This window comes from Neobacillus sp. PS2-9, assembly GCF_030915525.1.
Classification (GTDB): domain Bacteria; phylum Bacillota; class Bacilli; order Bacillales; family Cytobacillaceae; genus Neobacillus.
Map to the genome: position 1 here is coordinate 2,413,321 of NZ_CP133269.1, position 24,828 is coordinate 2,438,148.

The 24,828-nt window shown below is 37.9% G+C and carries 21 protein-coding genes, 4 pseudogenes and 1 riboswitch; of the genes and pseudogenes, 21 read left to right on the top strand and 4 right to left on the bottom strand.

The features are described 5' to 3' along the window. Positions 1-59: 59 nt before the first annotated feature. From RCG25_RS12180 to RCG25_RS12205, 6 genes and pseudogenes are all read left to right on the top strand, one after another. Positions 60-1,808: a bifunctional metallophosphatase/5'-nucleotidase gene (locus RCG25_RS12180; RefSeq protein ID WP_308083907.1), complete on the top strand. Its 1,749-nt coding sequence runs from the start codon at positions 60-62 to the stop codon at positions 1,806-1,808. A 128-nt stretch (positions 1,809-1,936) separates the two neighbouring features. Next, positions 1,937-3,112: pseudogene (locus tag RCG25_RS12185) on the top strand (iron-containing alcohol dehydrogenase). Between the two features lie 24 nt (positions 3,113-3,136). Beyond that, positions 3,137-3,538 carry an acyl-CoA thioesterase gene (locus tag RCG25_RS12190; protein ID WP_308083908.1) on the top strand — a complete coding sequence of 134 codons (402 nt, stop codon included), beginning with the start codon at positions 3,137-3,139 and terminating at the stop codon, positions 3,536-3,538. A gap of 103 nt (positions 3,539-3,641) precedes the next feature. Then, positions 3,642-3,841: riboswitch (cobalamin riboswitch) on the top strand. A gap of 130 nt (positions 3,842-3,971) precedes the next feature. Next, on the top strand, positions 3,972-6,260 hold the full coding sequence (locus RCG25_RS12195; protein WP_308083909.1) for a ribonucleoside-diphosphate reductase subunit alpha: 2,289 nt from the start codon (positions 3,972-3,974) through the stop codon (positions 6,258-6,260). Between the two features lie 15 nt (positions 6,261-6,275). Next, positions 6,276-7,322 carry a ribonucleotide-diphosphate reductase subunit beta gene (locus RCG25_RS12200; RefSeq protein WP_308083910.1) on the top strand — a complete coding sequence of 349 codons (1,047 nt, stop codon included), beginning with the start codon at positions 6,276-6,278 and terminating at the stop codon, positions 7,320-7,322. Beyond that, positions 7,319-7,789, top strand: a complete 471-nt coding sequence (locus RCG25_RS12205) for a flavodoxin domain-containing protein (RefSeq protein ID WP_308083911.1) — start codon at positions 7,319-7,321, stop codon at positions 7,787-7,789. Before RCG25_RS12200 ends, RCG25_RS12205 begins: the two co-directional genes overlap by 4 nt. Before the next feature lie 56 nt (positions 7,790-7,845). Here RCG25_RS12205 and pepF read toward each other — a convergent pair whose 3' ends face one another. Then, on the bottom strand, positions 7,846-9,660 hold the full coding sequence (gene pepF, locus RCG25_RS12210; protein WP_308083912.1) for an oligoendopeptidase F: 1,815 nt from the start codon (positions 9,658-9,660) through the stop codon (positions 7,846-7,848). Positions 9,661-9,846: 186 nt separating this feature from the next. Here pepF and RCG25_RS12215 point away from each other — a divergent pair, with 186 nt between their 5' ends. The 3 genes from RCG25_RS12215 to RCG25_RS12225 all read left to right on the top strand — a co-directional run bounded on the left by RCG25_RS12215 (position 9,847) and on the right by RCG25_RS12225 (position 12,036). After that, complete coding sequence (locus RCG25_RS12215; RefSeq protein ID WP_308083913.1) at positions 9,847-10,998, top strand: lactate 2-monooxygenase; 1,152 nt, start codon at positions 9,847-9,849, stop codon at positions 10,996-10,998. A 19-nt stretch (positions 10,999-11,017) separates the two neighbouring features. Then, positions 11,018-11,503 (top strand): PaaI family thioesterase, encoded by a 486-nt coding sequence (locus RCG25_RS12220; protein WP_308083914.1) that lies wholly within the window; start codon positions 11,018-11,020, stop codon positions 11,501-11,503. A gap of 146 nt (positions 11,504-11,649) precedes the next feature. After that, entirely contained in the window at positions 11,650-12,036 is a 387-nt protein-coding gene (locus RCG25_RS12225) for a hypothetical protein (protein WP_308083915.1), read from the top strand. Between the two features lie 67 nt (positions 12,037-12,103). On the opposite strand, the gene RCG25_RS12230 is transcribed toward RCG25_RS12225, so the two are convergent. After that, a complete protein-coding gene (locus tag RCG25_RS12230) occupies positions 12,104-13,003 on the bottom strand; it encodes a TetR/AcrR family transcriptional regulator (RefSeq protein ID WP_308083916.1) in 900 nt (299 codons plus the stop codon). 185 nt (positions 13,004-13,188) lie between these two features. Here RCG25_RS12230 and RCG25_RS12235 point away from each other — a divergent pair, with 185 nt between their 5' ends. From RCG25_RS12235 to RCG25_RS12245, 3 genes are all read left to right on the top strand, one after another. Further along, complete coding sequence (locus tag RCG25_RS12235) at positions 13,189-14,733, top strand: DHA2 family efflux MFS transporter permease subunit (protein WP_308083917.1); 1,545 nt, start codon at positions 13,189-13,191, stop codon at positions 14,731-14,733. A 121-nt stretch (positions 14,734-14,854) separates the two neighbouring features. Next, positions 14,855-15,313 (top strand): branched-chain amino acid aminotransferase, encoded by a 459-nt coding sequence (locus RCG25_RS12240; RefSeq protein WP_308083918.1) that lies wholly within the window; start codon positions 14,855-14,857, stop codon positions 15,311-15,313. 169 nt (positions 15,314-15,482) lie between these two features. Then, on the top strand, positions 15,483-16,250 hold the full coding sequence (locus RCG25_RS12245; RefSeq protein WP_308083919.1) for a cobalamin-binding protein: 768 nt from the start codon (positions 15,483-15,485) through the stop codon (positions 16,248-16,250). Between the two features lie 892 nt (positions 16,251-17,142). Here RCG25_RS12245 and RCG25_RS12250 read toward each other — a convergent pair. Next, positions 17,143-18,171 (bottom strand): zinc-binding alcohol dehydrogenase family protein, encoded by a 1,029-nt coding sequence (locus RCG25_RS12250; RefSeq protein ID WP_308083920.1) that lies wholly within the window; start codon positions 18,169-18,171, stop codon positions 17,143-17,145. A gap of 130 nt (positions 18,172-18,301) precedes the next feature. Between RCG25_RS12250 and RCG25_RS12255 the strand changes: the two are divergent. From RCG25_RS12255 to RCG25_RS12270, 4 genes and pseudogenes are all read left to right on the top strand, one after another. After that, positions 18,302-18,661: pseudogene (locus RCG25_RS12255) on the top strand (LytTR family transcriptional regulator); the annotation flags it as partial. Positions 18,662-18,926: 265 nt separating this feature from the next. Then, a pseudogene (locus RCG25_RS12260) lies at positions 18,927-19,379 on the top strand (JAB domain-containing protein). Between the two features lie 16 nt (positions 19,380-19,395). Then, positions 19,396-19,884 (top strand): DUF1643 domain-containing protein, encoded by a 489-nt coding sequence (locus tag RCG25_RS12265; RefSeq protein ID WP_308083921.1) that lies wholly within the window; start codon positions 19,396-19,398, stop codon positions 19,882-19,884. A gap of 34 nt (positions 19,885-19,918) precedes the next feature. Further along, the gene (locus tag RCG25_RS12270; RefSeq protein ID WP_308083922.1) at positions 19,919-20,176 is read left to right on the top strand and encodes a hypothetical protein; all 258 of its coding nucleotides are present in this window, start codon (positions 19,919-19,921) and stop codon (positions 20,174-20,176) included. 305 nt (positions 20,177-20,481) lie between these two features. Here the strand turns inward: RCG25_RS12270 and RCG25_RS12275 are convergent. Beyond that, a pseudogene (locus RCG25_RS12275) lies at positions 20,482-20,871 on the bottom strand (winged helix-turn-helix transcriptional regulator). A gap of 148 nt (positions 20,872-21,019) precedes the next feature. On the opposite strand from RCG25_RS12275, the gene RCG25_RS12280 reads away from it, so the two are divergent. The 5 genes from RCG25_RS12280 (at position 21,020) to RCG25_RS12300 (ending at position 24,807) form a co-directional block, all read left to right on the top strand. Continuing rightward, positions 21,020-21,538 (top strand): DJ-1/PfpI family protein, encoded by a 519-nt coding sequence (locus RCG25_RS12280; protein WP_308083923.1) that lies wholly within the window; start codon positions 21,020-21,022, stop codon positions 21,536-21,538. Positions 21,539-21,906: 368 nt separating this feature from the next. After that, positions 21,907-22,191 (top strand): putative quinol monooxygenase, encoded by a 285-nt coding sequence (locus RCG25_RS12285; protein WP_308083924.1) that lies wholly within the window; start codon positions 21,907-21,909, stop codon positions 22,189-22,191. Positions 22,192-22,422: 231 nt separating this feature from the next. Next, positions 22,423-22,770, top strand: coding sequence for an ArsR/SmtB family transcription factor (locus tag RCG25_RS12290; RefSeq protein WP_308083925.1), 348 nt, complete (start codon positions 22,423-22,425; stop codon positions 22,768-22,770). Between the two features lie 11 nt (positions 22,771-22,781). After that, positions 22,782-23,747 carry a TIGR03571 family LLM class oxidoreductase gene (locus tag RCG25_RS12295; protein WP_308083926.1) on the top strand — a complete coding sequence of 322 codons (966 nt, stop codon included), beginning with the start codon at positions 22,782-22,784 and terminating at the stop codon, positions 23,745-23,747. 37 nt (positions 23,748-23,784) lie between these two features. Beyond that, positions 23,785-24,807, top strand: a complete 1,023-nt coding sequence (locus RCG25_RS12300; RefSeq protein WP_308083927.1) for an LLM class flavin-dependent oxidoreductase — start codon at positions 23,785-23,787, stop codon at positions 24,805-24,807. Positions 24,808-24,828: the final 21 nt, after the last annotated feature.

The following is a 24,828-nucleotide window of genomic DNA, read 5'->3' on the forward strand; positions in this document are numbered from 1 at the left end:
TCCTCCTTTTTCAAGCAAAAAATACATTTGGCTATTTAGTAAAAAATAGGAGGTAATATATGAAGTGGTTTTATAGAATAATTATGTACTCAGTAATACTTGCCCTATTTGGGTGGACGGAAAAGCATCAAGCTTTATCACGAGTTTTAGATAATCAGAATCATTACGGTGCAAACAAAACAAAAAAAGATGTACTTCAAGTGGCAAGGCAAAATCCACAAGGGGATCAAGGCCTATCCGAAGAATATCATGGACATCAATCTGAGCGTCCTGAAGCCAAAAATCCTAAAAAGGCAAAGCCACCTGCAGCGGACAACCGGCTTGTTCAAGTTCAACTTTTAGGAATCAATGATTTACATGGTCAATTAAATGTTACTCGTAAAGTAAATGGAAAGCCTGCAGGGCGCATTGACTATTTAGCTGCTTATCTAAAACAAAGAGAAGCGGTGAATAAAAACACACTTCTTGTTCAGGATGGAGATATGGTTGGAGCCAGTCCACCAGTATCGGCATTATTACAAGATGAACCGACCATTGAGCTACTAAATAAACTTGGATTCGATATTGGAACTGTTGGAAATCACGAATTTGATGAAGGTTTAAATGAACTCCTTCGTCTAATAAAGGGTGGCCCCCATCCAAAAACAGGGGATTTTGCTGGTTCTACATTTCCATGGATAGTAGCTAATGTAATCAATGAGAAAACAGGAAAACCTATTCTACCTCCCTATCACGTGATTAAGGTAAATGGAATGCCAATTGGTTTCATCGGGGTTGTAACCACTGAGACACCGACTGTCGTTGTACCAAGTGGTGTAGCGGGCTTAAAATTCACCGATGAGGTAGAAGCGATTAACCTCAATGTTGCTGAATTAAAAAAACAAGGAGTAAAATCGATTGTTGTTCTAGCCCATAATCCAGGTACATCTGGCCCAAATGGAGAAAATCCTACAGGTCAGCTTGTAGATATCGCCAATCGAGTGGACGATGAAGTGGATATTATTTTTGGCGGTCATAATCATGCTTATATGAATGCTACAATTGATAATAAACTGGTAGTTCAGTCGTATTCTTATGGGACGGCTTTTTCAGACGTTGATATTGAAATTGATCCGAAAACGAAGGATATTGTTTCCAAGCGGGCAGAGATTGTGACAACCTTTCAAGAAGGAATAGAGCCAGATCCTGAAATTAAGAAAATGCTTGAAGGTTATGAAGCGAAGGTAGAGCCAATTGTTAAACGGATAGTTGGATCTACATCTGATAACTTAACAGCAAAGCAAAATGAAAATGGTGAATCTGTTCTTGGGGATTTAATTGCCGATGCACAAAGAAAAGCGATGAATACAGATTTTGCCTTTATGAACCCTGGAGGTATACGAGCTGATATTGATCCGGGTGATATTACCTGGGGTGAGGTATATACGGTACAGCCTTTTAATAATGAATTGGTAAAAATGACAATGACCGGGCAACAAATTCGTGACTTGCTTAACCAGCAGTGGGGTACAAGAACTGCGATCCTACAAATTTCTGGTTTAACATATACTTGGGACCCTAATAAGCCTGTTGGAAACAGGATAGTGAGTGTCAAGCTTTCGGACGGTACAGAACTTGATTCCGCTAAGTCGTATACGGTAACAGCAAATATCTTCTTATCTGGTGGGGGAGATGGTTTTACTGAATTCACTAAAGCCCAAAATAAAGAAGTTGGTCCGGTTGATTTAGATGCGCTAGTTAATTACATTACCGCACAGCCAAAATCGTTTTCCTATCCACTTCAAAATAGGATACAGAGGGTACAATAATACAATAAAGGATGGCTCTTCTGTTTAGAGCCGTCCTTTTTCATTAGTTGACCTTTGATTTAAGTGGATAGAAGATTTAGAATAATCTATATAAACGATTTCATTAATTAATAGGGGAAGTGAGAAACATGGAGCAATTTATTTCACCAAAGAAAATTTACCATGGGGCAGGATCGTTAACAAACTTAAAAGATATATTAAAGGATTTACAAGCTAAAAGAGTGTATTTATTATCTGACCCAATTGTAAAGGAATTAGGTGTGATTCAACCCATTCTCAGCATCATTGAAGAGCTAAATATTGGAATTCAATTAGATATTAATGTTGTACCGGAGCCTTCTATAGAGGTAGGGAATCAAGTGGTAAGTAAAATTAGAAAATACAATCCTTGTTTAGTTATTGGTGTAGGTGGAGGGAGTGCTCTTGATTTAGCAAAGGCTGCTGCCGTCCTTGTAGAAAATGAAGGATGGATATAGGACTATTTAAATTTAAGCGGAACGACAAAGCTTTCAAAAAAGGGGCTACAAAAGATTTTAATTCCGACGACATCTGGAACAGGTGCAGAGGTTACAGATATCGCTGTTTTTTCTTTAGAGGAAACAAAAGATGTTATTACTCACGAATATTTGTTGGCTGATTATGCAATTGTCGATTCATCGTTAACTTACACATTACCACCAAGAGTAACAGCTGCAAGTGGCATTGATGCCTTCACACACGCCTTAGAGGCTTATACTTCAAAAAACGCCACTCCACTAACTGATATTTTAGCACTAGAAGCAATGAGAAAGATAATTGGGAGTATTCGTACGGCAGTAGAGAACGGTCAAGATCGGCCAGCAAGAGAACAAATGTCATTAGCCAGTTTATTGGCGGGATTAAGTTTTTTTAATGCAGGTGTGGCGGGGGTTCATGGTCTAGCTTACCCCCTTGGTGGCTTATATAAAATACCTCATGGGGAATCAAATGCTGTTTTATTGCCTTACGTCTATGATTATATATGGCCGGCTTGTTTGGAAAAAATCATGGCAGTCGCTGACCTATTTTCGATAACGAGCAAGGGGAAAAGTGAAAAGGAAATCGCGCAGGAAGTGGTTCATAGCTTACTAGACTTGGTGCAAGATGTCGGTCTGCCTACAACACTAAGTGCATATAACATCCAACGGAAGGATATTAAAAGGTTGGCTGAGAATGGGTTTAAACAGAAAAGGCTATTAAATAGGAGCCCAAAAGAGTTTACTATTGAAGCAATTGAGCAAATTTACGTCAAGGCTTATGAAGGAGTTATAACAAATGATAATTAACTTATGGAGAAGGGGGAAGCCTATATGTATAAAAAAGTCATTGAACCTCGTGTTTCTGAGACGGACGGGGTGGGTCATATCAATAATACAACCATACCAATTTGGTTTGAAGCCGCTAGAAACGAAATTTTCAAATTATTTACCCCTGACTCTTCCTTTAAAAATTGGAAAATGATTATTCTCAATATGAACGTGGATTATTTAAAACAAATATATTTTGGAAAGGATGTAGAAGTTTTTACATGGGTTAATAGGATAGGAAATTCCAGTTTACAGCTTTATGAGGAAATCCATCAGGAAGGAAGAATTTGTGTAAAAGGAACAGCCACTTATGTAAATTTTAATCTCAAAACACAACAATCTGAAACAATACCTCAAGAGATTAGAAGAGAACTGGAAAAGAATCTTTATCAACAAGATGAATGATAAAGAAAAAGATGCTTGATATTTTATGGAATATATACTAGTATTTATTTTAACCGCTTTATACAAGATGTTGTTATGTTTTTGTGATAAAAAACTATATATTGTGTTTGCCTTGAGAAGAGATGCCGTTAGGCTTAAAAGGGAATCTGGTGAAATACCAGAACTGCCCCCGCAACTGTAAATGCTGACGAAATGAGAAAACCACTGTATAAGAGAGTTTAATTGATTAGGCGCTTATACGGGAAGGACTCATAGTAGGGAGAAGCATAAGTCAGGAGACCTGTCTTTCTTAAGATGTTTCAACTTCTTCGGGGATTGAGAAGATGAAACGGTGGCGACAGGAGACACCAGAAATTTTTGCGTCTTCTCTACTGTTATCGTTTCATCCGCTCAGTTCACCTTGAGCGGATTTTTTTAATTTGGGGGAAAAATTATGGCCATTAAGGTACAAGAAGAGCTTGATTCTGTTTTGGAATCTATTAATCAAGCTGAACAGAAATTTAACATTGATGCTTCTGATTTTAAAAAGCATATAAATCAGTTGGGAGGAACAGACACAGACGTTAATAAGCAAGCACTATTCTATGCAGTTAACCAAATAGCACTAGATCAACCCGATTGGACTTTCGTGGCTGCTAGCTTGTATTTGCAGGAATTATATTGTGAGGCAGCAAAAAATCGGGGATATGAATCCACAAAAAAATATGGAAAATTTTATGTGCTCATTAAAATACTAACGGATTTAGGAATCTATTCTAGTGACTTACTAACCCTATATAGTAAAGATGAAATACATAGTATAGCAAAAGAGATCAGTCAAGATCAGGACCACTTGTTTAATTACATAGGATTATTCCTATTTGCAGATCGTTACCTTGCACGGGATTATGAACGGAACGTCTATGAGCTTCCTCAAGAGCGTTTCATGATTATTGCTATGACGCTTATGAAGTATGAAAAGAAGTCCATTCGCTTAAGTCTAGTAAAAGAGGCATATTGGGCTTTAAGCAACTTATATATGACGGTCGCAACCCCTACATTAGCAAATGCAGGAAAAAGCGTTGGTCAGCTTTCCTCATGTTTTATTGACACAGTCAATGATTCCCTCGATAGCATTTATTTAAATAATTGGGATATTGCCAGGTTGAGTAAAGATGGTGGGGGAATTGGAATCTATTATGGTAAGGTTCGTGCTTTAGGTTCCGATATTAAGAAATTTAGAGGAAACTCTTCCGGTATTGTCCCATGGATCAAGTTAGTAAATGATACTGCTGTAAGTGTTGACCAATTAGGTCAGCGGCAGGGAGCCATCGCTGTATATTTGGATATATTTCATAAAGATATTATGAATGGATTCCTTGACTTAAAAACAAATAATGGAGATGAGCGCCGGAAAGCCCATGATATTTTTACCGGGGTTTCTATCCCGGACTTATTTATGCAAAAACTTGAAGAAAAAGATGATAACGGTAGAAGTATTGGAGAATGGCATACGTTTTGTCCACATGAGGTAAAACAGATCATGGGCTGGAAAGATGAAAAGGGTAATCTTCTTGGATTGGAAGATTTTTATGATGAAAGTGATCACAAATATTTTACCGAGAAATATGAGGAGGCGGTAAGTAACCCACTTCTTCCACGTAAAACATATCGAGCTATGGATATTATGGCACGAATTATGGTTTCACAACTAGAAACTGGAACTCCATACATGTTTTACCGTGATGAAGTGAACAGGAAAAATCCGAATAAACATCTTTTAGGCAAGGGTCGTACTTCAATCTATTGCAGTAACTTATGTACCGAAATTACGCAAAATATGTCACCTACAACGATCGTTAACGAATTTCAGGACGAAGAGGGAAACATCGTAATGGTACGTAAACCAGGTGATTTTGTTGTTTGTAATTTATCCTCTGTTAATCTTGCAAAAGCTGTACCAGCGAATGTCTTAGAACGACTAATACGGATCCAGGTAAGAATGTTAGACAATGTCATTGACTTAAATACAATCTCAGTGGGGCAAGCACAGATTACGAATAAAAAGTTTAGAGCCGTTGGCCTTGGCACGTTTGGTTGGCACCATCTTCTTGCACTAAAGGGAATTCAATGGGAATCCTATGCTGCCGTTCATTTTGCAGATGTATTATATGAAGACATTGCTTTTTACACCATTCGGTCTTCAATGGAACTAGCAAAAGAGAAAGGGGCGTATAGTCAGTTTAGCGGTTCTGAGTGGCAAACCGGTGACTATTTTACACGTAGAAATTACCAGACAGATAGGTGGAATGATTTAAAGAGGAAAGTAGCTATTCATGGACTTCGAAATGGGTGGCTTATGGCTATTGCACCAAACTCTTCAACAGCAAAAATTGGTGGTTCAACAGATGGAATTGATCCTATCTATTCGGTGGAATACGCTGAAGAGAAGAAAAATTTTAAATTTAAAGTGACAGCACCTGACCTAAATCATCATACTTACACTTATTATCGTCGTGTAAGGCATGAAATTGATCAAGTTTGGAGTATCAAACAGAATGCTGCTCGTGGACGTCATATTGATCAGGCAATTAGTTTCAATCTTTATGTTCGACATGACATAAAAGCGAAAGATTTATTAAATCTTCATTTGGAATCTTGGAAGCAGGGGCTTAAGACAACTTATTATGTAAGAAGCACAACACAAGCTGAAATAGAAGAATGCGAGGCGTGTCATAGTTAATGGGAGGAGAGCTTAATGGACATTCATTCACCTTTATTAAAAGTTAAACTACTAAATCCGAAGTTTCCAAATAAAACGACAGGAATAATTAACGGGCAGTCTTCAGGATTGCTTAACTGGAATGATATCGCTTACCCACAAATGTACGATTTGTATCAAACATTATTATCAAATTTTTGGAAAGCACAGGAAATAATTATGCAAGATGATGTTAAGCAGTGGGACCAACTTAGCTTAACAGAGAAAGATGTATTTTTGCGTATTAATACACAACTGGCCTCATTGGACAGCCTGCAAACACCAACGATGTGCCAAGTGATGGATTATGTGTCAGATTCAAGTATGAAAGCCATATTTGCGGTGATTGCACAGCAGGAGGCGGTTCATAACGAATCATATTCCTATATTCTAAGTTCTCTTGTACCTTTAAGTGAGCAAAATGACCGATTCAATCAAGCTAAAAGTGATCCGATAGTGCAAAAAAGAAATCAACTCATATTAAATTCTTATGAAAGCTTTCGAGAAAATCCTACTCCGCAAAATCTATTTGAATTAGGTGTGAATTCTATCAATCTGGAGGGTATTTATTTTTATGCAGGCTTTGCTTTTTTTTATTATCTTGCCGGACAGCAAAAAATGTTAAAGACAAGCACAATGATTAGCTATATTCAACGTGATGAAATGCAACATGCTTATTTTATGGCTCAGTTTTTACGCATCCTTTTAACAGAGAATCCAAAACTAAATAATGATTCAAATATTGAATATATTTATCATACAGTTGGACAGGCTGTTGAGCTAGAAAAAGAATGGGCTCGTGTGATTTTCCAAGATATAGATAGAATTAATATAAATCAGTATGAGGAGTACACCGAATATCTTGCTAATAAACGTCTACGTCAGCTTGGTTTGCAAAATCTCTACGTGGACAGAAGCAATCCAATGCCGTGGATTCATGTTTTCAGTGATGAAATGATGAATGAAACAAAGTCCGATTTTTTTGAGCAGAAATCAAGGACCTATGCAAAGGTTACCCAATCCAATGGATTTGATGAATTATGAAAATAGCTATCGTGTATTCTTCCAAAACGGGGAATACAGAAGAATTAGTTCATTTGATTCAAGAGTTATTCAATAGGAAGAAAGTTGTTGTTAAACTTTTTAGAATTGAGCAATTTCCAATCAATGATTTAAGTAACTATGAAGCTATTGTGATTGGAACCTATACGTGGGGAAATGGAAATATACCACATGAAATGATGGGCATTTTTCGTGCTTTTAAAACAGAAGACGTGAAGAATATTGTTACTGCAGTTGTCGGGACAGGTGACAGTGGCTATCTAAATTTTTGCGGGGCTGTTGATGAATTTAAAACTATGCTTTATTATCACACTCATTTAGCTGTTACACTTAAAATTGAGGTTTCACCTCAGAAGAAAGACTTGAGCCGTTGCATACGGTTTGTTGAAATTGTATTGGAAAAAGTCCTACTTTATCGAAGTGATCTAAAGATAAAGAGTAAAAAGTAAAAAGTAAAAAGTAAAACAAGAAGAGGTTGCAATTGAGGCAACCTCTTCTTAAATAACTACTTAAATGATTCTTCTAATTCATCTATCAATGAACCTACAAAAGCCACAGCTCTAATGATAGGTTCTGGTGTAGACATATCAATTCCGGCATGTCTCAACAACTCAAGTGGCTCCATTGTTCCACCTGCACGCAGTACATCTAACCATCTATCTACGGCAGGCTGGCCTTCTTCTTGAATCATTTGCGCGACAGCTGTTGATGCAGTTAACCCTGCAGAATAGGTGTATGGATATAATCCCATGTAATAGTGTGGTTGGCGCATCCAAGTTAAGCTTGCTCCTTCATCTATTACAACCGTATCTCCCCAAAACTCGGTAAGAACGGATTTGGTTACTTCTGTTAATATTTTAGCTGTTAGTGCTTTTCCATCTTCAGCAAGAGTGTATATTCTACGTTGATATTCCGCTTCAAGTAAATGGGTGACAAAATTATGATAATAGGTTCCTAGCAGTTGAAGAACAACCCAACGGCGCATTTGTTTATCTTTATATTTATTGAGTAAATGCTGGCCTAATAGCATTTCGTTCATAGTTGATGGTGCTTCTACAAAATACATTGAAGGGCGCACATTCATTATTCGTTGATTTTTATTGGCTAAAAAGAAATGTCCTGCATGCCCAAATTCATGTGTTAAGGTAAAGCAGCCACGCATATTATCCTGCCAAGTAATAAGGATATATGGATGAGACCCATACGGGCTAGAGCAAAAAGCTCCTGTGGATTTGCCAACATTATCTGCTAAGTCAACCCATCTTTCTTTAAACCCTCTTTCCATGATTTCGGAATATTCAGGACCCATTATCTTTAAAGAATCCAATATGAGTTGGCTCGCCTCTTCATATGTAGTTTTTGGATCGAAGTCTGGGTCAAGTGGTGCTTTCAAATCACAAAAAAGCATTTGCGGAAGACCAAGAACTTTTTGTTTTAATTGGGCAAACCGCCTCATATGTGGGGCAAGTTCTTTATATATAATGTCTATTTGGTTATTATACATCTCCAATGTTACCTGCTGGGGCTCAAGCAACATATGGGTAACGGACTCGTAATTCCGTAAGTGTGCAAGAGTGACTTGCTTCTTTACCTCTGTAGCATAGGTTGCAGCCATCGTATTTGTGTACTTTTTTAAAGTTTCAACAAAAGAGTAATAGGCCTTTCTTCGAACCTCTGTATTTGCTGAGAATTCGTAGCGGCTCTCAAATAAAGCAAACGAAACAGGCAATTCCTGACCACTTTCATCTTTTATCGGAGAAAAATCCATATCCGCCAATTTTGTCATTTGGTAGATTTGATATGGGGCTCCTTGAAGTTCACCTAAAGCAGCAAGCGCTTCCTCTGTTTCAGGAGAAAGTCTATGTTTTTTCGTTTCTAGAAGCTCCACTAAATTTTTTCGGAAGGCATCAAGACCAGGTTCCTCTAAAATGTATTTTTCGACAACTCCTTCCTCAAGGGCAAGAATTTCAGAATGAATGAACGATAAAGCAGCGATACTTTTCGTTCGTAATGCTGAAAATTTTGCTGAATTTTCCTGATTAACTGGGTCAGTTCCATCTGCGGATTGTTTAAGGTTCGCATATGTCCAAGCTTTTGTAATTTTCATGGAAAGCTGTTCCTGTGCACATAAGCAGTCTAATAATGCCTTTGCACCTGTATGTAAAGTCCCCTTAAATTGGTCAAACTTGTTTATCTCATGGTCAATTGCTATTAGTTCCTCTTCCCATGACTGTTCTGAGGGGAATAAGTCATCCAGATTCCATGTCAAATCTTCTGGTACTTCTGAGCGGGTTAACCGTTTTGCTACTGTTTTTTTCATCTAGTCTCCTCCTAACATTCTTTCGAGCTACTAAATTTATCATATATTATTAGAAAATTAAGTCAAATAATAACTAATAAACCAACTTTATGGTTTTCCTAATTTTTTGACTATTTATTGACCATTTATTTTTTTGAATGATATCATGTTAATGGAAACGCTTACTGTAAAAGGGGGTATACCACGATGGGTTTCGGTAATCAAGTCCAATTTAAAGTTTATCAAGGAATAGAGAATAATATTGTTCCAGTTTCATATGAAGAGTTAGAGGCTAAGGCTAAAGAGCAACTTGAGGCAAAACCATATCACTACGTTGCCGCATCTGCTGGTGCTGAAGTAACAGCAAGGAACAATAATAAGTCATTTGAAAAGTGGCATATTGTCCCACGCATGTTAAGTGATACCTCATCAAGAGATCTAAGTATCGAGCTGTTTGGCAAAAAACTTCAGTATCCTTTTTTGCTCGCACCAATAGGAGTTCAATCGATTGTCCATCCTGAAGGCGAACTAGCAACAGCACGGGCCGCAGCGAGCATGGGTATCCCGCTCATAGCAAGTACTGCTTCTACATACAGTCTTGAAAAAATCTCTGCAGAAATGGGTGTAGGGGATAGATGGTTTCAGCTGTATTGGAGTAGCGACAGGGAAATTGCTGCAAGTATGGTAAAAAGAGCAGAGGCAGCGGGATATAGTGCTATAGTGATTACACTTGATACCCCAATGATGGCATGGCGTGAAAAAGATATTGAACATGCATATTTGCCGTTTTTAGAAGCAGAAGGTATTGGTAACTATTTGGAAGATCCTGTTTTTTGTTCACGCTTAGAAAAGTCCCCAAAAGAGGATATGAAATCCGCCATCAGGCTTTGGGCACAAGTATTCGGAAATCCATCTTTAAGCTGGAAAGACATAGAATTTATTAAAGGACAAACCTCACTGCCAATTTTGTTAAAAGGTATTTTACATCCTGAAGATGCGAAGCTGGCATTAATTCATGGTGTGGATGGAATCATTGTGAGCAATCATGGAGGCAGGCAGGTCGATGGAGCCATTCCGGCCATTGATGCATTACCTGATATTGTAGAAATTGTCGGAGGCCAAATCCCAGTCTTAATGGACAGTGGGATTAGAAGAGGCTCTGATATTGTTAAAGCCATTGCGCTAGGTGCCAAAGCGGTATTGGTAGGTCGACCTTATATGTATGGATTAGCTTTGGCTGGAGAAGAAGGAGTGAAACAGGTACTCCGTAATTTGATTGCAGATTTTGACTTAACCCTTGCTTTATCAGGGAAAAGTTCGGTAAGCGAGTTAAATCGTGATTTATTAAGAAAAATATAACGTAATGGGGGAGAAAACAGTGGAAAAAAATATAGTAGTAGCCATTCAAGATGAGTACCCAGATGATTTTGCTTGGTGTTACGGCTGTGGCAGATTAAATGAAGAGGGGCACCATTTTCGTACTTGTTGGCAAGGGGAGAAGACGGTAACAATTTTTAGTCCAGAGGCAAGACATCTAGCACTTCCGGGATTTGTCTATGGCGGAATTGTTGCGTCGTTAATCGATTGTCATGGGACGGGAACCGCATCATTGGCCCTTCACCGAAAGAATGGTCATGAACCGGGTGAAGGAGCAGAGCCACCTCGATTTGTCACTGCTTCACTGAACGTAAACTTTATTAAGCCAACTCCCCATGGCGTGCCTCTGAAGGCAGTTGGAACAGTACACGAGATTCACCCAAAGAAATATAAGGTTGAAACAGAGGTTTATGCCAATGATACACTCTGTGCTCGTGGTGAGGTTATTGCGGTCGTCATGCCAAGCACATTTTTAAAAAATGAATAATCTAAATAGCAAGGGGCTGACTCAAAACTAAGAGTCAGTCTATTTTTTTGAAAATTTGTCATCAAAATGAAATGTTGTCTATTGAAACAAATGGAGCCTTCTAGCCGTCAAATAAAGTAGGAGCTTATTGCTTGGGAGGTTAACAGATGGGGAAGATGAAAAACTTAGTCATTACCTTAGTGATTATTTTTGCCCTTGGTTCCGGTTTGGTGATGAGTCCATTTGGATCGGCCATTTATCAAGAAGGAAATCCACTGCCAATCCTTGTGTCTGCAATCAAACTTCAATTTTCTGAGTCAAATTATGCACAGTTCTCTAAAACAGATAAAAGAAGCAGGTACTTGTCAGAAAAAAAGGGTAATGATGGCTACTTAGTTGTGCAAGAATTTATGAAATCAAAAGGATGGTCGTTTCAAGAGCAAATGGGTTCTGGATTGATTTTTACCAAAAATGGAGAAGATGCTGTGGTGGAAGTCCGACAATACTCTAGACATTATTTTATTTGGGAGATTCAGAAGGCGTTTTTTCAGTAGTATATTCATTCATAAACATATACATAGGAAGACCCCTAATCGTTTAGAATAGGGGTTTTCGTTCGTATCAATCCTCAAGTTGACTAAAGTAGTCTTTAACCAACTTTTCCAATGGTGGAAGTTCTTTAGCCAGATAATTATTCTCTTTAAGAGTATAAAGAGCACTTTCAGTAATAAATTTGCGGGGTACACCTGAATGTAATAATTCATCAATAATAAAATCCAGCAGTTCAATAAATTTAGCCTGTTCTGCTTCATTAGAAATATGCTTTGCAATCGTTTTTCTTAATGTGACAGAGTGCTGAAGAAGTTGAGTTTTAAATCCCTTATCATTTTTTTGGCAGCCAGGAAGCCATTTTTCAATCAGTTCTGGTTGAAGCAATTGATCATTGGATTCGACTACATCTTCCACCATTTTCACTAGGCGGCTAACACTATAACGTACTACTTGATTGACTTTTTCTCCTGTTTCATACGCCATTCGATTGTAATGTACATTTATTTGGAGAATTCCCTGAAACATTATTGCGCAATCTAACAAATAAGGTCTTTTGTCCTCACCAAAAATTTCAATAAAACGCTTATAGTACCAGTTAAGAGAATTTAAGCGACTACGCAGAATAAACTGTTTAAGGTCATTATCATTCGAGGCCATTACTTCTTCAAATAAAGCAATTAATTTATTTTTTCTATTTGTAATCATTTGCAATTCAATCTGTTTAATAAATATTTCAATATCTGAAGGATCCTGACCGACAAGTAAGTCATTTTTTTCCTTCTCCAGCTTTTTGTGAATGGATTTGTAGATTCCGATTAATAATTCATTCTTTGAAGAAAAATAATTATAAAATGTACCCTTTGAAATACCGCTGTAATCTAAAATGTCTTGAATAGATGTCGCTTGGAAACCCTTTTCAATAAATAATTGGTGGGCAGAATGAATAACATTTTGTTTCCGATTGTACATATAATCACCCTAAAATGGATTTGTACTGACTGTATAAAAATATAGTACATTATTTATAGATTCTTTACAAACCCATAAATTTGTAGATATTTTTAATTGCAAAAATTGAACTCGCAGTATATTATTATGTAAGTGTGAAACAGGGGTATAAAAAACTGAACTAAAAGTTTATAGGGGGAAATTCAATGGATCAATCAAAAGCTGAGGCTAAACGTCCTCCATACGGGATTATTGCGGTCTTAATGATTGGAGCCTTTATTGCATTCTTAAATAACACATTACTAAATATCGCACTACCTTCCATTATGAAGGATTTAGAAATTGAAGCTTCGACGGTTCAATGGCTAACAACTGGATTTATGTTAGTAAATGGAATTCTTATTCCATTATCAGCATTTTTAATTCAAAAATTCTCTGTTCGTCAACTTTTCTTAGCAGCAATGATTTTATTTACAGTCGGTACTGTTTTAGCTGGATTTGCGCATGCTTTCCCGCTATTACTAACCGGTCGGATGATTCAGGCTTCTGGTTCTGCCATAATGATGCCTTTATTAATGAACGTAATGTTAACTAGCTTTCCGGTTGAAAAACGTGGAATGGCGATGGGCGTATTTGGATTAGTATTAATGTTTGCCCCAGCTATTGGACCGACATTATCAGGCTGGATTATTGAACACTATGATTGGAGAATGCTTTTCCATTTTATTACGCCAATCGCGATTATTGTCGTATTAATTGGATTCTTCTTACTTAAAGATAAAAAAGGAAAAGTTGATATCAAACTTGATTTCTTATCTGTTATCTTATCTAGCGTAGGGTTTGGTGGAATATTATATGGATTTAGTTCTGCTGGTAAGGACGGATGGGACAGTCCAAAGGTATACGGCACGCTTGCAATTGGTGTCATTGCCTTAGTAACCTTTATTTTACGTCAATTAAATCAAGAAAGACCATTGCTTAATTTTAGAATCTACAAATACCCAATGTTCGCATTATCGTCAGCGATTTCCATGGTTGTTACTATGGCAATGTTTTCAGGGATGCTTCTTTTGCCAATTTATGTTCAAACGATTCGAGGAATATCTCCGATAGATGCTGGATTATTGTTGTTACCTGGGGCAATCGTAATGGCTATTATGATGCCGATTACTGGTAAATTATTTGATAAGTTTGGCGGACGACTACTGGCTATCATTGGTTTATCGATTACAGTGATCACAAGTTATCTTCTTAGTAATTTAACTCTTGATATGTCTTATAAACACTTAATATTTTTATACACTTTGCGTATGTTTGGTATGTCAATGGTAAATATGCCGGTTACAACTAATGGTTTAAACCAGTTGCCGGCAAGATTTTACCCACATGGTACAGCGATGAATAATACCATGCAACAAGTTTCAGGTGCTATTGGTACGGCTTTATTGGTAACAGTAATGACAACCCGTGCGAAAACACACGCAACGGAACTTGTTGCGGCAGCCAAGGCCAAGATGCTTAGCAATCCGCCGACAACAGCGATTACTGAGGCTATGAAATTAAAAATGCAACACGACATCCAAATGAAAGCTATGCTTGAAGGGATAAATGATGCGTTCTACGTAAGTGTCTTTATCGCTGGTCTTGCTTTAGTCCTTGCACTTTTCATTAAACGTGCAAAACAAGCAGAAGACCCAGGTGAAGCTAAGCCAGCAGGCAATAAAGTAACTGCAAAGCTAGCTGAAAATTAAGGATTTAAGTGCCAAGCACAAAAGTGCCTGGCGCTTTTTTTATTTTAAGACTATCCTATATTTGCTTTTTAGGGGAAAATACTCAATATTAGTAAGGGAAGTTATATTAGGAGGATGCTTTATGGTGAATTTTTCAGATGCTTACATTGAACGTTGTGATAAAGAAACAGAAAATATGATAAAGAATGAAACAGGGGCTTTTTTATCTCAACCACTCACTTACTTGAAAAAGAATAAGAATGAGTTTATCTATCTAGAGTCAAACTGGTTTGAAGCGATTAGAGTAGAAGCTGTTTCGTTAGAGGTTGATGATGTGTTTGGAACCTATGACGTGATGTTAGGGCTAAAGCTTCAAAAGAAATTCGATAAAACATTAAATGAACATCTAAATACAACTTTACATGGAAATGAAGCCAAATTTGATTTGATTTTTAGTCAAGATGATGGCCTATGGAATTTAAACTTTGCTTTGAATTATGTTAAAGGTTTTAAGGAAGATATGACCTTAAATGAAGCGTTCCAAGTAATTTATCAATTCCTAAATAATTTAGTGGAAGCAGTTAAAGTAGGAAAAAGTTAAAAAAATAACCAGCTATTTTAGCTGGTTATTTTTTCATTTGTAATTACCTCACTAGGAAATTTATTAGTATGTCTTAATGATAAGTTTTCAAGCTTAATTTATTATTAAGATACGGTAGTAGTTGTGAATTAACTTTCAATATAAATAGAATTAAGATGGAGGGGGAACGGTGCGAGTTATTTCCTTATGCCCGAGTAACACAGAAATTATAGAATATTTAGGTCTGACACATCTATTGGTCGGGGTGGATGATTTTTCTGATTGGCCTGAGACTATTGCCAGTCTTCCAAAATTGGGGCCAGATTTATCGATAAATATGAATCTAGTAGAAAAATTAAACCCTGACATGGTTCTAGCTTCTTTAAGTGTCCCAGGAATGGAGAAGAATGTTAATCAATTAAAGGAACGTGGGATTCCTCACATTATCTTGAATCCACAATCGCTATCGGATATAGAACATGACCTTATTACCACTGCAGAGGTGCTGGGATATCCGGAACGAGGTATGCGAGCTGCCGAACGGTTTCGTACTAGAGTCGCAAAGGTAAAACAGAAAGGTTCGAATAATCATCGTACACTCAAGCTATATTGGGAATGGTGGCCGAGGCCGGTTTTTACGCCAGGAAAGCTAAATTGGCTTACCGAAATTTCGGAATTAGCAGGTGCAGTCAATTTATTTCAAGATGTAGAATTCGCAAGTGTCCAAACAGATTGGGAAGACGTGTTGAGACGACAACCAGATTATATTTGTCTTGTTTGGGTGGGGGTTAGAAGGGATAAAGTCCAAAAAAGTATCATCAAAAAACGTCCAGGATTTGAAAAATTGAAGCATCTTAATGATGAGCGCATTCTTATTTTAGAAGAAGAACTTTATTGTAGACCTTCACCAAGACTACTTGATGGTTTAGAAAAGTTAATCGGATTGATTCAAAAATAAGAGCCTTTGATTTACATGCAAAGGGTTCCGTTTTCGAGTGCTTTGTTATTAAAAGACACAAGAATTGACGTAGCTGCTGATTCCCGCATCTAGGATTAAGAGAGCCCGCACTTATCGGTTGGGCGATCAGGTTAAGCACCCGAGGCGATAAATAGACGGAAAAATACCGCTTATTGATTCAAAAAATTCGAAAACGGGAGATTTTTTTTTGCTTAAGCGGAAAAACTCCCCTTATTCACCCCCGAAATGAGCTTCATTTTGCATTTAACCGGAAAATCTCCCCTTATTTTACTTTTGCTGGTTACTTGAAAAAGGACAAGTTATCTTTTTTTAAGGGGAGTAAGTATAATTTTAAAAATCCAAGAGAACCTCATTTAAATGTATTACGGTGAACCGTATCACAAGTAAATGAGGTTTTTGAGGGAATATAGGAATCTAAACATTGAAAAATATTTAATCTATTTAATCCAGTTTTTAAATTGACTAGCACTGTGAAAGGATGTTGACAGGCAAATAAAGCAAAAAGGCTGACTAAAAAACAGAAATTTCTTTTAGCCAGCCTTTTGGATTATGCAGTTTTGGAAATGATTTGGTTATTTTCTAATAAGGCCCTTGATTCATCATTTTTTAGTTCAGCTTTCAAAACCCCTATGTTAATGTAAAAAGTCCAGTAAATAAAAATGAAAAAATTGGGCCATAAGTGAGCCAGATAAATATAGAAAACCTCATTTAGATTACGAAGAACTATATCATAAGTAAAAGAAAGTTTCTTTGTGTAATTAAAGCCGGCTGCGATCAGCAGTCGGCTTTATATTTATATCCAATTGCAATTATCGAATCACCGATATATCGGGAAACCTCATTGTTTTTTATACTCTCTGCAAACAGGTTTTTAAACAAAACCTTCTAGTACAATTTTACCAATCGTCCTATTGCTCTCCAAAAATTTGTGGGCTTGACGGAGATTTTCTGCTGAGATCGGTCCAAGGACTTCGGCCAGTGTTGTCTTTAATTTTTGATGGTCCACAGCATCAGCAATACGATTAAGCAATAGATGCTGCTCAATCATATCATCTGTTTCGTAAACAGGGCGAGTAAACATAAACTCCCACACGAAGGTGACGCTTTTTTGCTTAAGCAATTTGAGGTCCAGCGGAGAGGTTGGATCATCAATTGCGCACACAACTCCTTGCGGAGAAATAGCTTCGCTAATACCGGCCCAGTGTTTTTCCAAAGCATTCAGGCAAAAAATGTACGGAACGTTTGTAAATCCAATTGCTTGAAGTTGTGGAAGGAGCGGGTCATGGTGATTAATGGTATAGTCCGCGCCCATTGATTTAACCCAGCTAACAGTTTCCGATCGGGAAGCAGTCCCGATTACAGTAAGCCCAGCTTGTTTTGCAAGCTGAGTGGCAATGGAACCTACACCCCCGGCTGCACCAATGATCAGCAGAGGCTTTCCTTTGTTAGGGCCCGGATCTTGGGAAATAGACATTCGGGTAAATAACGCTTCCCAAGCTGTAATGGAGGTTAGGGGAAGAGCTGCGGCTTCCACAAAACTTAAGGAAACAGGTTTGCGCCCAACGATTCGTTCATCGACTAGATGGTATTCACTGTTTCCGCCTTGTCGTGCAATACTGCCAGCATAAAAAACTTCATCTCCCGGACGAAACAATGAACAGTCCGGTCCTGTCTCTTCGACGACTCCTGCTACATCCCAACCTAGAATTTTAGGAACTTCCTCAACTCTTTCTTTAGGAGCTCGTACCTTTGTATCAACAGGATTGACCGATATGGCCGCAACTTTGACCAAAATGTCACGACCCGTTGCTTTTGGTTTTTCTACAACTACGTCCACCAGGCTTTGGGGATTGTCAATTGGAAGGTAACGAGTTAATCCTACCGCCTTCATTGTATTCATGATGAACACATCCTTTCCTTATTAGTATACTCGTTATTAGTAATGGCTTAAAATAATTACTATTAGCCTATAGTTTCTAAGCATCACTGAAATTTAGTGTTAATATAGATGTGAATGAGGTGTTAATAGTATGGAAGATATAACCTTAAGTTCACTGCTGGACGTCATTGGTGAATTATTTTCGGATGAAATTTCGATTGCTGTTTCTAATACAAAAGAATATATCTACTATCGGCCAAGTAAACGAATTGATTTGAAAATTAGCGCCGGAGATCCTATAAAGGAAGGAACCATTATCCATAAAGCAATGGTGACGAAGCAAAAGTTCTCAGAGTTTATTAATAGGGATATTTTTGGTATTCCTTATCTTGGAACGGCCGTACCATTTTTATATAATGAAAATCTTGAGGGTTGATTGGTGGCAATTTATCCAGCTTTAACCGATGGAAAATCAGTCGTTACCTTAAAAACAACGGACGGCTGGATTCCTTTTTTTAATCTAATGTCTGATAACATGGAAGTATTTAAGCAGTATAATGCTAATGATTCCTTTAAGAAATGGTTATCCGATATGGTCTTTGCACTAACATACAATACAGATGAGGACGTATACTCCAGTAGCCCGAAAATTAGCTGATGTGCGTAATGAAAGTAGATGTAAATATATATTTTAGTTATGAGTTTATTAGAGGGTGTTCTCACGTCAAAAGGACGTAGGGGCATCCTCTTTTAATTTGCTAAAGGAGAGATGTCATATGAAAAAATCAGCTGCTAAAAGAGTAAATACCGTATCAGTAAAGCTTGTTAAGGAGTCTAGCCTTCTATATAAGGAGCGTTCTGTTAGGTCGCCTGAAGTTGGTTATCAACTAATGAAGTTGTTCTTAGCAGACAAAGACCGTGAGCATTGAATTGTTTTATCCCTTGATACAAAGAACCAGCCAGTCTCCATTAATATTTGCCATATTGGCAGCCTAAACGCTAGTATTGTCCATCCTAGGTAAGTAATGAAATCGGCAATATTGTCAAATGCAGCTTCAATCCTTGTTGATCATAATCACTCCTCTGGAAAGGCGGAACAAAGCAAGGAAGATGTTGAAGTCACGAAAAGATTAGTTGAAGCAGGTAAAATTATTGGCATAGATGTAATTGACCATATAATCGTTGGCGATGATACCTTCACTTCGTTGAAAGAGCAAAGTGTAATCTAAAAGGGGTAAAAAAACAGTGAGAACAACAAAAAGCACGATAAAAACAGAAGTCACTTATGATGATGAAATGAAAAACAAGTATCTTATTAGGAAAGAGTGGGACAGGAAAAAGAAAAAAGCGGGTCAGGCAGATGAAATTATGCAAGACCAAACAACGATGTATGTCATTAATAACCTTTCTAAATTGGAATACGTTGTTGTAGATATTGTAAATCTATTTCCATCTATTAAAGGAGATGAAAAGAAAGAGTCTGTTATTGAAAATTTGAAATGTATTCAAGAAGCTATCGCAAGAGTAGATGATGTCATTATTGCGGTTGGAAAAGGAGCAGAGATAAACAAGAAAGCAGTTGAACGGTTAAACACGATTTTAGCTATATTGCTAGACAAGAAAGCAAACATTTTTCAAATAGAAGCGAATTTTGGTCGGAAAGGTTTCCATCCTCTCTATCCTGCCCTGAAGCATCAGTGGAAATTAGTACCGTATGACGATGTCATAATGTGAACCAATAATATTATTATTCGAAAGGAGTCACGCTATGTTTGGTATAGAGCAATTAATAGATTTTATGGGAGAAAAATTTGGTGTAGCAGTTGAATCAAATGAGATAGGCGAGGAAACGGTACTGCTATATCACGAGGAACTAGACGAGAAACTCATTTCAGAGGATGTGTTGCAAATATTACCGAACCCAGTTTCATTTCACATATATATATATAATTCAGAATCAGAGTGGGTTATTGGAATTGCCTTAGAAGCAGAAACCAATAATCCACTCTTTTTAGTTTGTCTATAAGATGGGAGAAGGTTATCAGCAAAGATTGTAATAGTTAATAAAAGTAATTAAAGGAGGTGATAGGAAGTGTGGGAATCCAGTCATGGTTACGGTTGCAACTGAAATAATAAAGGAAGTTACCAAAAATGATTAATAAAATGGATTAAAAATGCCTTGGTTTAGTAGTGTTGGACCCTTCGAACATTTTAATTTTTAATGATGGGTAGAAAAAAAGCACCTTCCTTTGATCTGCCCCGTACAGTTAAGTGAAGGTGCTTCTTTTCTAATAGGTTTTGTAAAGCAACATTGTAAATGTAAGCTTATGCTTAATTGTTTAATTCCGAAATATCCATTTCTTTTATGATTTCTGCTATCCGATTTTTTCCCCATTCATACATCATTTCAACGATAGGAAGTAAAGTCATCCCCAATTCAGTCATGGAATATTCCACTTTCGGTGGAACTTCTGGATAAACCTCGCGATGAACTATTCCATCTTCCATCAGTTCTCTTAATTGATTCGTTAATATTTTATGAGATATTTTTGGAAAAAGCCTTTGGAGATCACTGAATCGCTGTGGTCCTTCTACCCCCAAATGCCATAAAATAACAATTTTCTATTTGCCACTTATAATTGATAAGGTAAGTTCTTTTTCACAATTATAATCACCATTTATGATCTTTTCTTTAACTTCATCTCTAAATGTATCTGGCATAAATTCTTACCTCCTTATACGTATCAATTGTAACCTGTCGGTAACCTCCTTACAAAAAAGTGTATTCTTCACAGTGAAGAAAACAAGCAGTAGAATGAAATGGTCGTCTTACCGGCAAATCTTTTTCATTAATGAGGAGGAACTACAAATGAGTAAAAAAGCACTTTTAATTATACCACCAGAACGTTTCAATGAAGACGAATTATTTCAACCAAAAGCGGAATTGGAAAGCAACGGAATTGATGTGACAATTGCAAGTACAAAAACAGGTGAAATCATAGGGGATTATGAAGGTAAAGCAACTGCTGATGTCATTTTCTCAGACGTTTTTGCTTCTGACTATGATGTTGTATCTGTTATTGGTGGATCTGGTATGAACGATCATCTATGGGAAAATAAAGAATTACAAGACTACTTGAAACAAGCGTATACTAATAAAGTTCTTGTAACAGGAATTTGTGCAGTTGCGGTTACTGTGGCTAAAAAGGGTTTACTTACTGGAAGAGAAGCAACTTGCTATCCAGTAGATGTACAAAAAGACCAATTAAAATCGAATAAAGTAACATATGTTGAAAAGCATGTTGTTGCTCATGATGATATTATCACTGGTGATGGTCCAGATGGCGCTAAAGAATTTGGAGAAGCTTTAGTAAAAGCATTAAGCTAATTCTACATTTCCTCCCTGAATTTTCATATAATCAAAAGCCTACGGAATTAATTCCCTAGGCTTTTGGCTATCCAAATGTAAGAAAAATACACAAAAAATTAACTCTGATTCAATATGAACCGTGTTACTATATTTATATAGTTTTACTAGGTCGTCTTTTAGTTGAATATCAATCGAAAAAAAGCCTCAACTTTTTGGTCATACTAAAAAAGTTAAGAGTAAACAGTTAAAAGCTTTCATAATTGAAGCGGATAAGAGATTTAAAAGGGTATATTTTTTACACGATGCTGAGAGGGACATAAACTCCGCTGCCACCTTAAAAACTTTATAAAAGAAAGACAAACTACTCATTATTTAGGGGGATGAAAATGGAGCATATTGTAATTACTGCTGTATTAAAACCAAAAGAAGGCCTGCAGGGGCAACTATTATCAGAACTCAAAAAGGTACAAGCGGCATCAAGGGAAGAGGCAGGTTGTATAAAGTATGACTTGCACCAATCTGAAGACCAAACATTCGTTTTATATGAAGTGTGGAAGGATGAGGAAGCGCTGGAATACCATATTCAGTCGGCTCATTATCAGGAATACAGGAACAATATTGCAGACCTTGTATCAAATAGAGAAGTGTATAAGCTAAAAATAATGGAATAAGTTCAAAGATGGAGTGGCGGAACCGTCGAAAAAACCTGTTATTTGCAGGTTTTTTAGTGGTCTTTTTTAAGATGGGAGCTTTTCACAGTATCTCCTTCGAAACAAATCATTTGATTTGGAAGGACCAGATGGCTAATATATTAATATCGGGAATTACCGATTTGGCATGATGCTTTAGATCATCTATCCAGCTTCCATTGGGATAGTGATAATCGATATAGAAAGAGGCAAATGACATTGAAGCAGGAATTGGAACGCTTAAATGATGAACAAGCCGTTGAAATTTTTAAGGCATTGTCGAACCAGACAAGGGTGAGCATTCTTCAAATGTTAAAAGATCCCCACAGTCATTTTTCACCGCAAGCCCATATTATTGCTGATGAAGGATTTGAAGGCGGGGTTTGCGTAGGGGATATCCGAAGCAAGGCCGGGATTTCGCAATCCACTACTTCACAGTATTTATCGATTCTGCTGCAAAGCGGACTGGTTGAAATGAAGCGAATCGGACAATGGACGTATTATCGCCGTAATGAGGAGACGATTAAAAAGTTCGAAAAATACATTGGTACAAAAATTTAAGGAGAATTGAAGTGAGTTTATTACAGCATCGAGCATTTAACAGGTTGTACCAACAGGATAAAATGACACTTGGTTTCGCGATTCCGACGGCAAGGATGTCCAAATATCCGATTATGGAAAATCAGCTGTCGCTTGCCCGCAAAATTGAAGACCATGGTTTCGCGGCATTGTGGCTTCGGGACGTTACGATTCAGAATTTGAATATTGATGATAATGGTCAAATGTATGATGTATGGATTTATTTGACCTATCTTGCGGCCCATACCAAGGATATTGCACTTGGGACGGCGAGTGTGGTCCTCCCGCTGCGCCATCCTGTCCGAGTGGCAAAGGAAGCATCATCTATTGACCGGTTGTTTCCCGAACGCCTGATCATGGGAGTGGCTTCAGGAGACCGGGATAAAGATTTCACAGCTTTGGGAATATCCAAGCTCGAAAGTGGAGGGCTGTTTAAAAAGAATTATGCATTCCTTGAACGGCTGTTAAAGGAGGACAATCCGACAATCAACAGCGATTTAGGCATCATCGATGGAACGGATATGAGAATGATCCCCAAACCTTTTTCTTCGATTCCGACCATGGTGACAGGATTCAGCAATCAATCGATTGAATGGATCGCCCAGAATGGGGACGGCTGGATCCAGTACCCGAGGATTATCCCACAACAAACTCAATTGATTAACGAGTATCGCGAGTTGTCGAAAATTCACGCCCCAGGAGTGTTTAAACCTTTCACTCAGACTTTATTTATCGATTTATCGGAAAATACCGATTTGTTTCCTGTTCCGATTCCGTTAGGATTTCGTGTAGGGCGCAAACAGTTATTAGAAATTCTATATCAATTTCAATCCATTGGTGTCAATCACCTGGCATTTGTATTGTATTTTTCAAAGCGCCCTCCCGAGGAAGTCATCCAGGAGCTTGGAGAGTTTGTGTTGCCTTACTTTCCAACTCATGAAATTCCAGTATTAGATTAGTTTTTAAAAAAATTAGATAAGGGAAGAAGATGAACTTATGTCTAAACATGCAAATAAACTAAACGAAATTCCATTCTCGGTGCTTGATCTTTCACCGATAACAGCCGGAAGTACTCCTGCTGACTCTTTCCGCCATACATTGGAACTCGCACAGCTTGCTGAAAAACTTGGTTACAACCGTTTTTGGCTCGCAGAACATCATAATATGCCGTTTATCGCCAGTTCCGCCACTTCTGTGGTGATGTCCCATGTGGCTGCCGGTACATCAAAAATCAGGATTGGTTCAGGAGGAATCATGCTGCCGAATCACGCACCGCTCGTCATCGCTGAGCAGTTTGGCACTCTTGAATCATTATATCCTGGGCGAATTGACCTTGGTCTGGGGCGGGCACCCGGTACAGATCAGGGGACCGCTCGTGCATTGAGACGCGACTTAGGAAGTACCGGAGATGACTTTCCTGAGCAATTAGCGGAACTCCGCGGTTACTTTGATCCATCCCTGGCACAAGGGAACCCTATAAAAGCGATTCCAGGTGAAGGTTTGAATATTCCAGTCTGGCTGCTGGGTTCAAGCGGCTTCAGTGCGCAGCTGGCCGGAGAACTGGGTTTGCCATTCGCGTTTGCCGCCCATTTCTCGCCACTTAACACTCTGGGTGCTCTACAGATCTATCGCAAGGCGTTTAAGCCTTCGAATGTTCTCGATAAGCCGTATGCGATGGTGGCATTGAATATCATTACAGCACAAACGGATAAAGAGGCAAAGCGCCTTTTTACAACAATACAGCAGCAATTTTTGAATCTGATGAGTGGCAACCTTACACCGCTTCAACCACCGGTAGATGACATATCCGAAGTGGCCAGCAGCTACCAATTAAAGGCTCTCGAGCAGCAATTAGGCTCATCGATTGTTGGCAGCCAGCAGACGGTAAAGGACAAGCTGCATACATTTTTGGAGGAGAGCCAGGCAGATGAAATCATGGCCATTGCCCAAGTTTACGACCACAAAGCTCGCCTGCATTCATACGAGCTTCTGGCAGAAATTACAAAAAGCGAAAGGTAAAAAGGAGGACATCAGCAAGGA

Bases quoted from the DNA above. Each gene is read 5' to 3' on its own strand.
- RCG25_RS12195 (WP_308083909.1), top strand. From the start codon at position 3,972: ATGGCCATTAAGGTACAAGAAGAGCTTGATTCTGTTTTGGAATCTATT.
- RCG25_RS12240 (WP_308083918.1), top strand. From the start codon at position 14,855: ATGGTGAATTTTTCAGATGCTTACATTGAACGTTGTGATAAAGAAACA.
- RCG25_RS12200 (WP_308083910.1), top strand. From the start codon at position 6,276: ATGGACATTCATTCACCTTTATTAAAAGTTAAACTACTAAATCCGAAG.
- RCG25_RS12270 (WP_308083922.1), top strand. From the start codon at position 19,919: ATGTTTGGTATAGAGCAATTAATAGATTTTATGGGAGAAAAATTTGGT.
- RCG25_RS12205 (WP_308083911.1), top strand. From the start codon at position 7,319: ATGAAAATAGCTATCGTGTATTCTTCCAAAACGGGGAATACAGAAGAA.
- RCG25_RS12215 (WP_308083913.1), top strand. From the start codon at position 9,847: ATGGGTTTCGGTAATCAAGTCCAATTTAAAGTTTATCAAGGAATAGAG.
- RCG25_RS12280 (WP_308083923.1), top strand. From the start codon at position 21,020: ATGAGTAAAAAAGCACTTTTAATTATACCACCAGAACGTTTCAATGAA.
- RCG25_RS12290 (WP_308083925.1), top strand. From the start codon at position 22,423: ATGACATTGAAGCAGGAATTGGAACGCTTAAATGATGAACAAGCCGTT.
- RCG25_RS12230 (WP_308083916.1), bottom strand. From the start codon at position 13,003: ATGTACAATCGGAAACAAAATGTTATTCATTCTGCCCACCAATTATTT.
- RCG25_RS12235 (WP_308083917.1), top strand. From the start codon at position 13,189: ATGGATCAATCAAAAGCTGAGGCTAAACGTCCTCCATACGGGATTATT.
- RCG25_RS12225 (WP_308083915.1), top strand. From the start codon at position 11,650: ATGGGGAAGATGAAAAACTTAGTCATTACCTTAGTGATTATTTTTGCC.
- RCG25_RS12285 (WP_308083924.1), top strand. From the start codon at position 21,907: ATGGAGCATATTGTAATTACTGCTGTATTAAAACCAAAAGAAGGCCTG.
- pepF (WP_308083912.1), bottom strand. From the start codon at position 9,660: ATGAAAAAAACAGTAGCAAAACGGTTAACCCGCTCAGAAGTACCAGAA.
- RCG25_RS12250 (WP_308083920.1), bottom strand. From the start codon at position 18,171: ATGAATACAATGAAGGCGGTAGGATTAACTCGTTACCTTCCAATTGAC.
- RCG25_RS12180 (WP_308083907.1), top strand. From the start codon at position 60: ATGAAGTGGTTTTATAGAATAATTATGTACTCAGTAATACTTGCCCTA.
- RCG25_RS12190 (WP_308083908.1), top strand. From the start codon at position 3,137: ATGTATAAAAAAGTCATTGAACCTCGTGTTTCTGAGACGGACGGGGTG.
- RCG25_RS12300 (WP_308083927.1), top strand. From the start codon at position 23,785: ATGTCTAAACATGCAAATAAACTAAACGAAATTCCATTCTCGGTGCTT.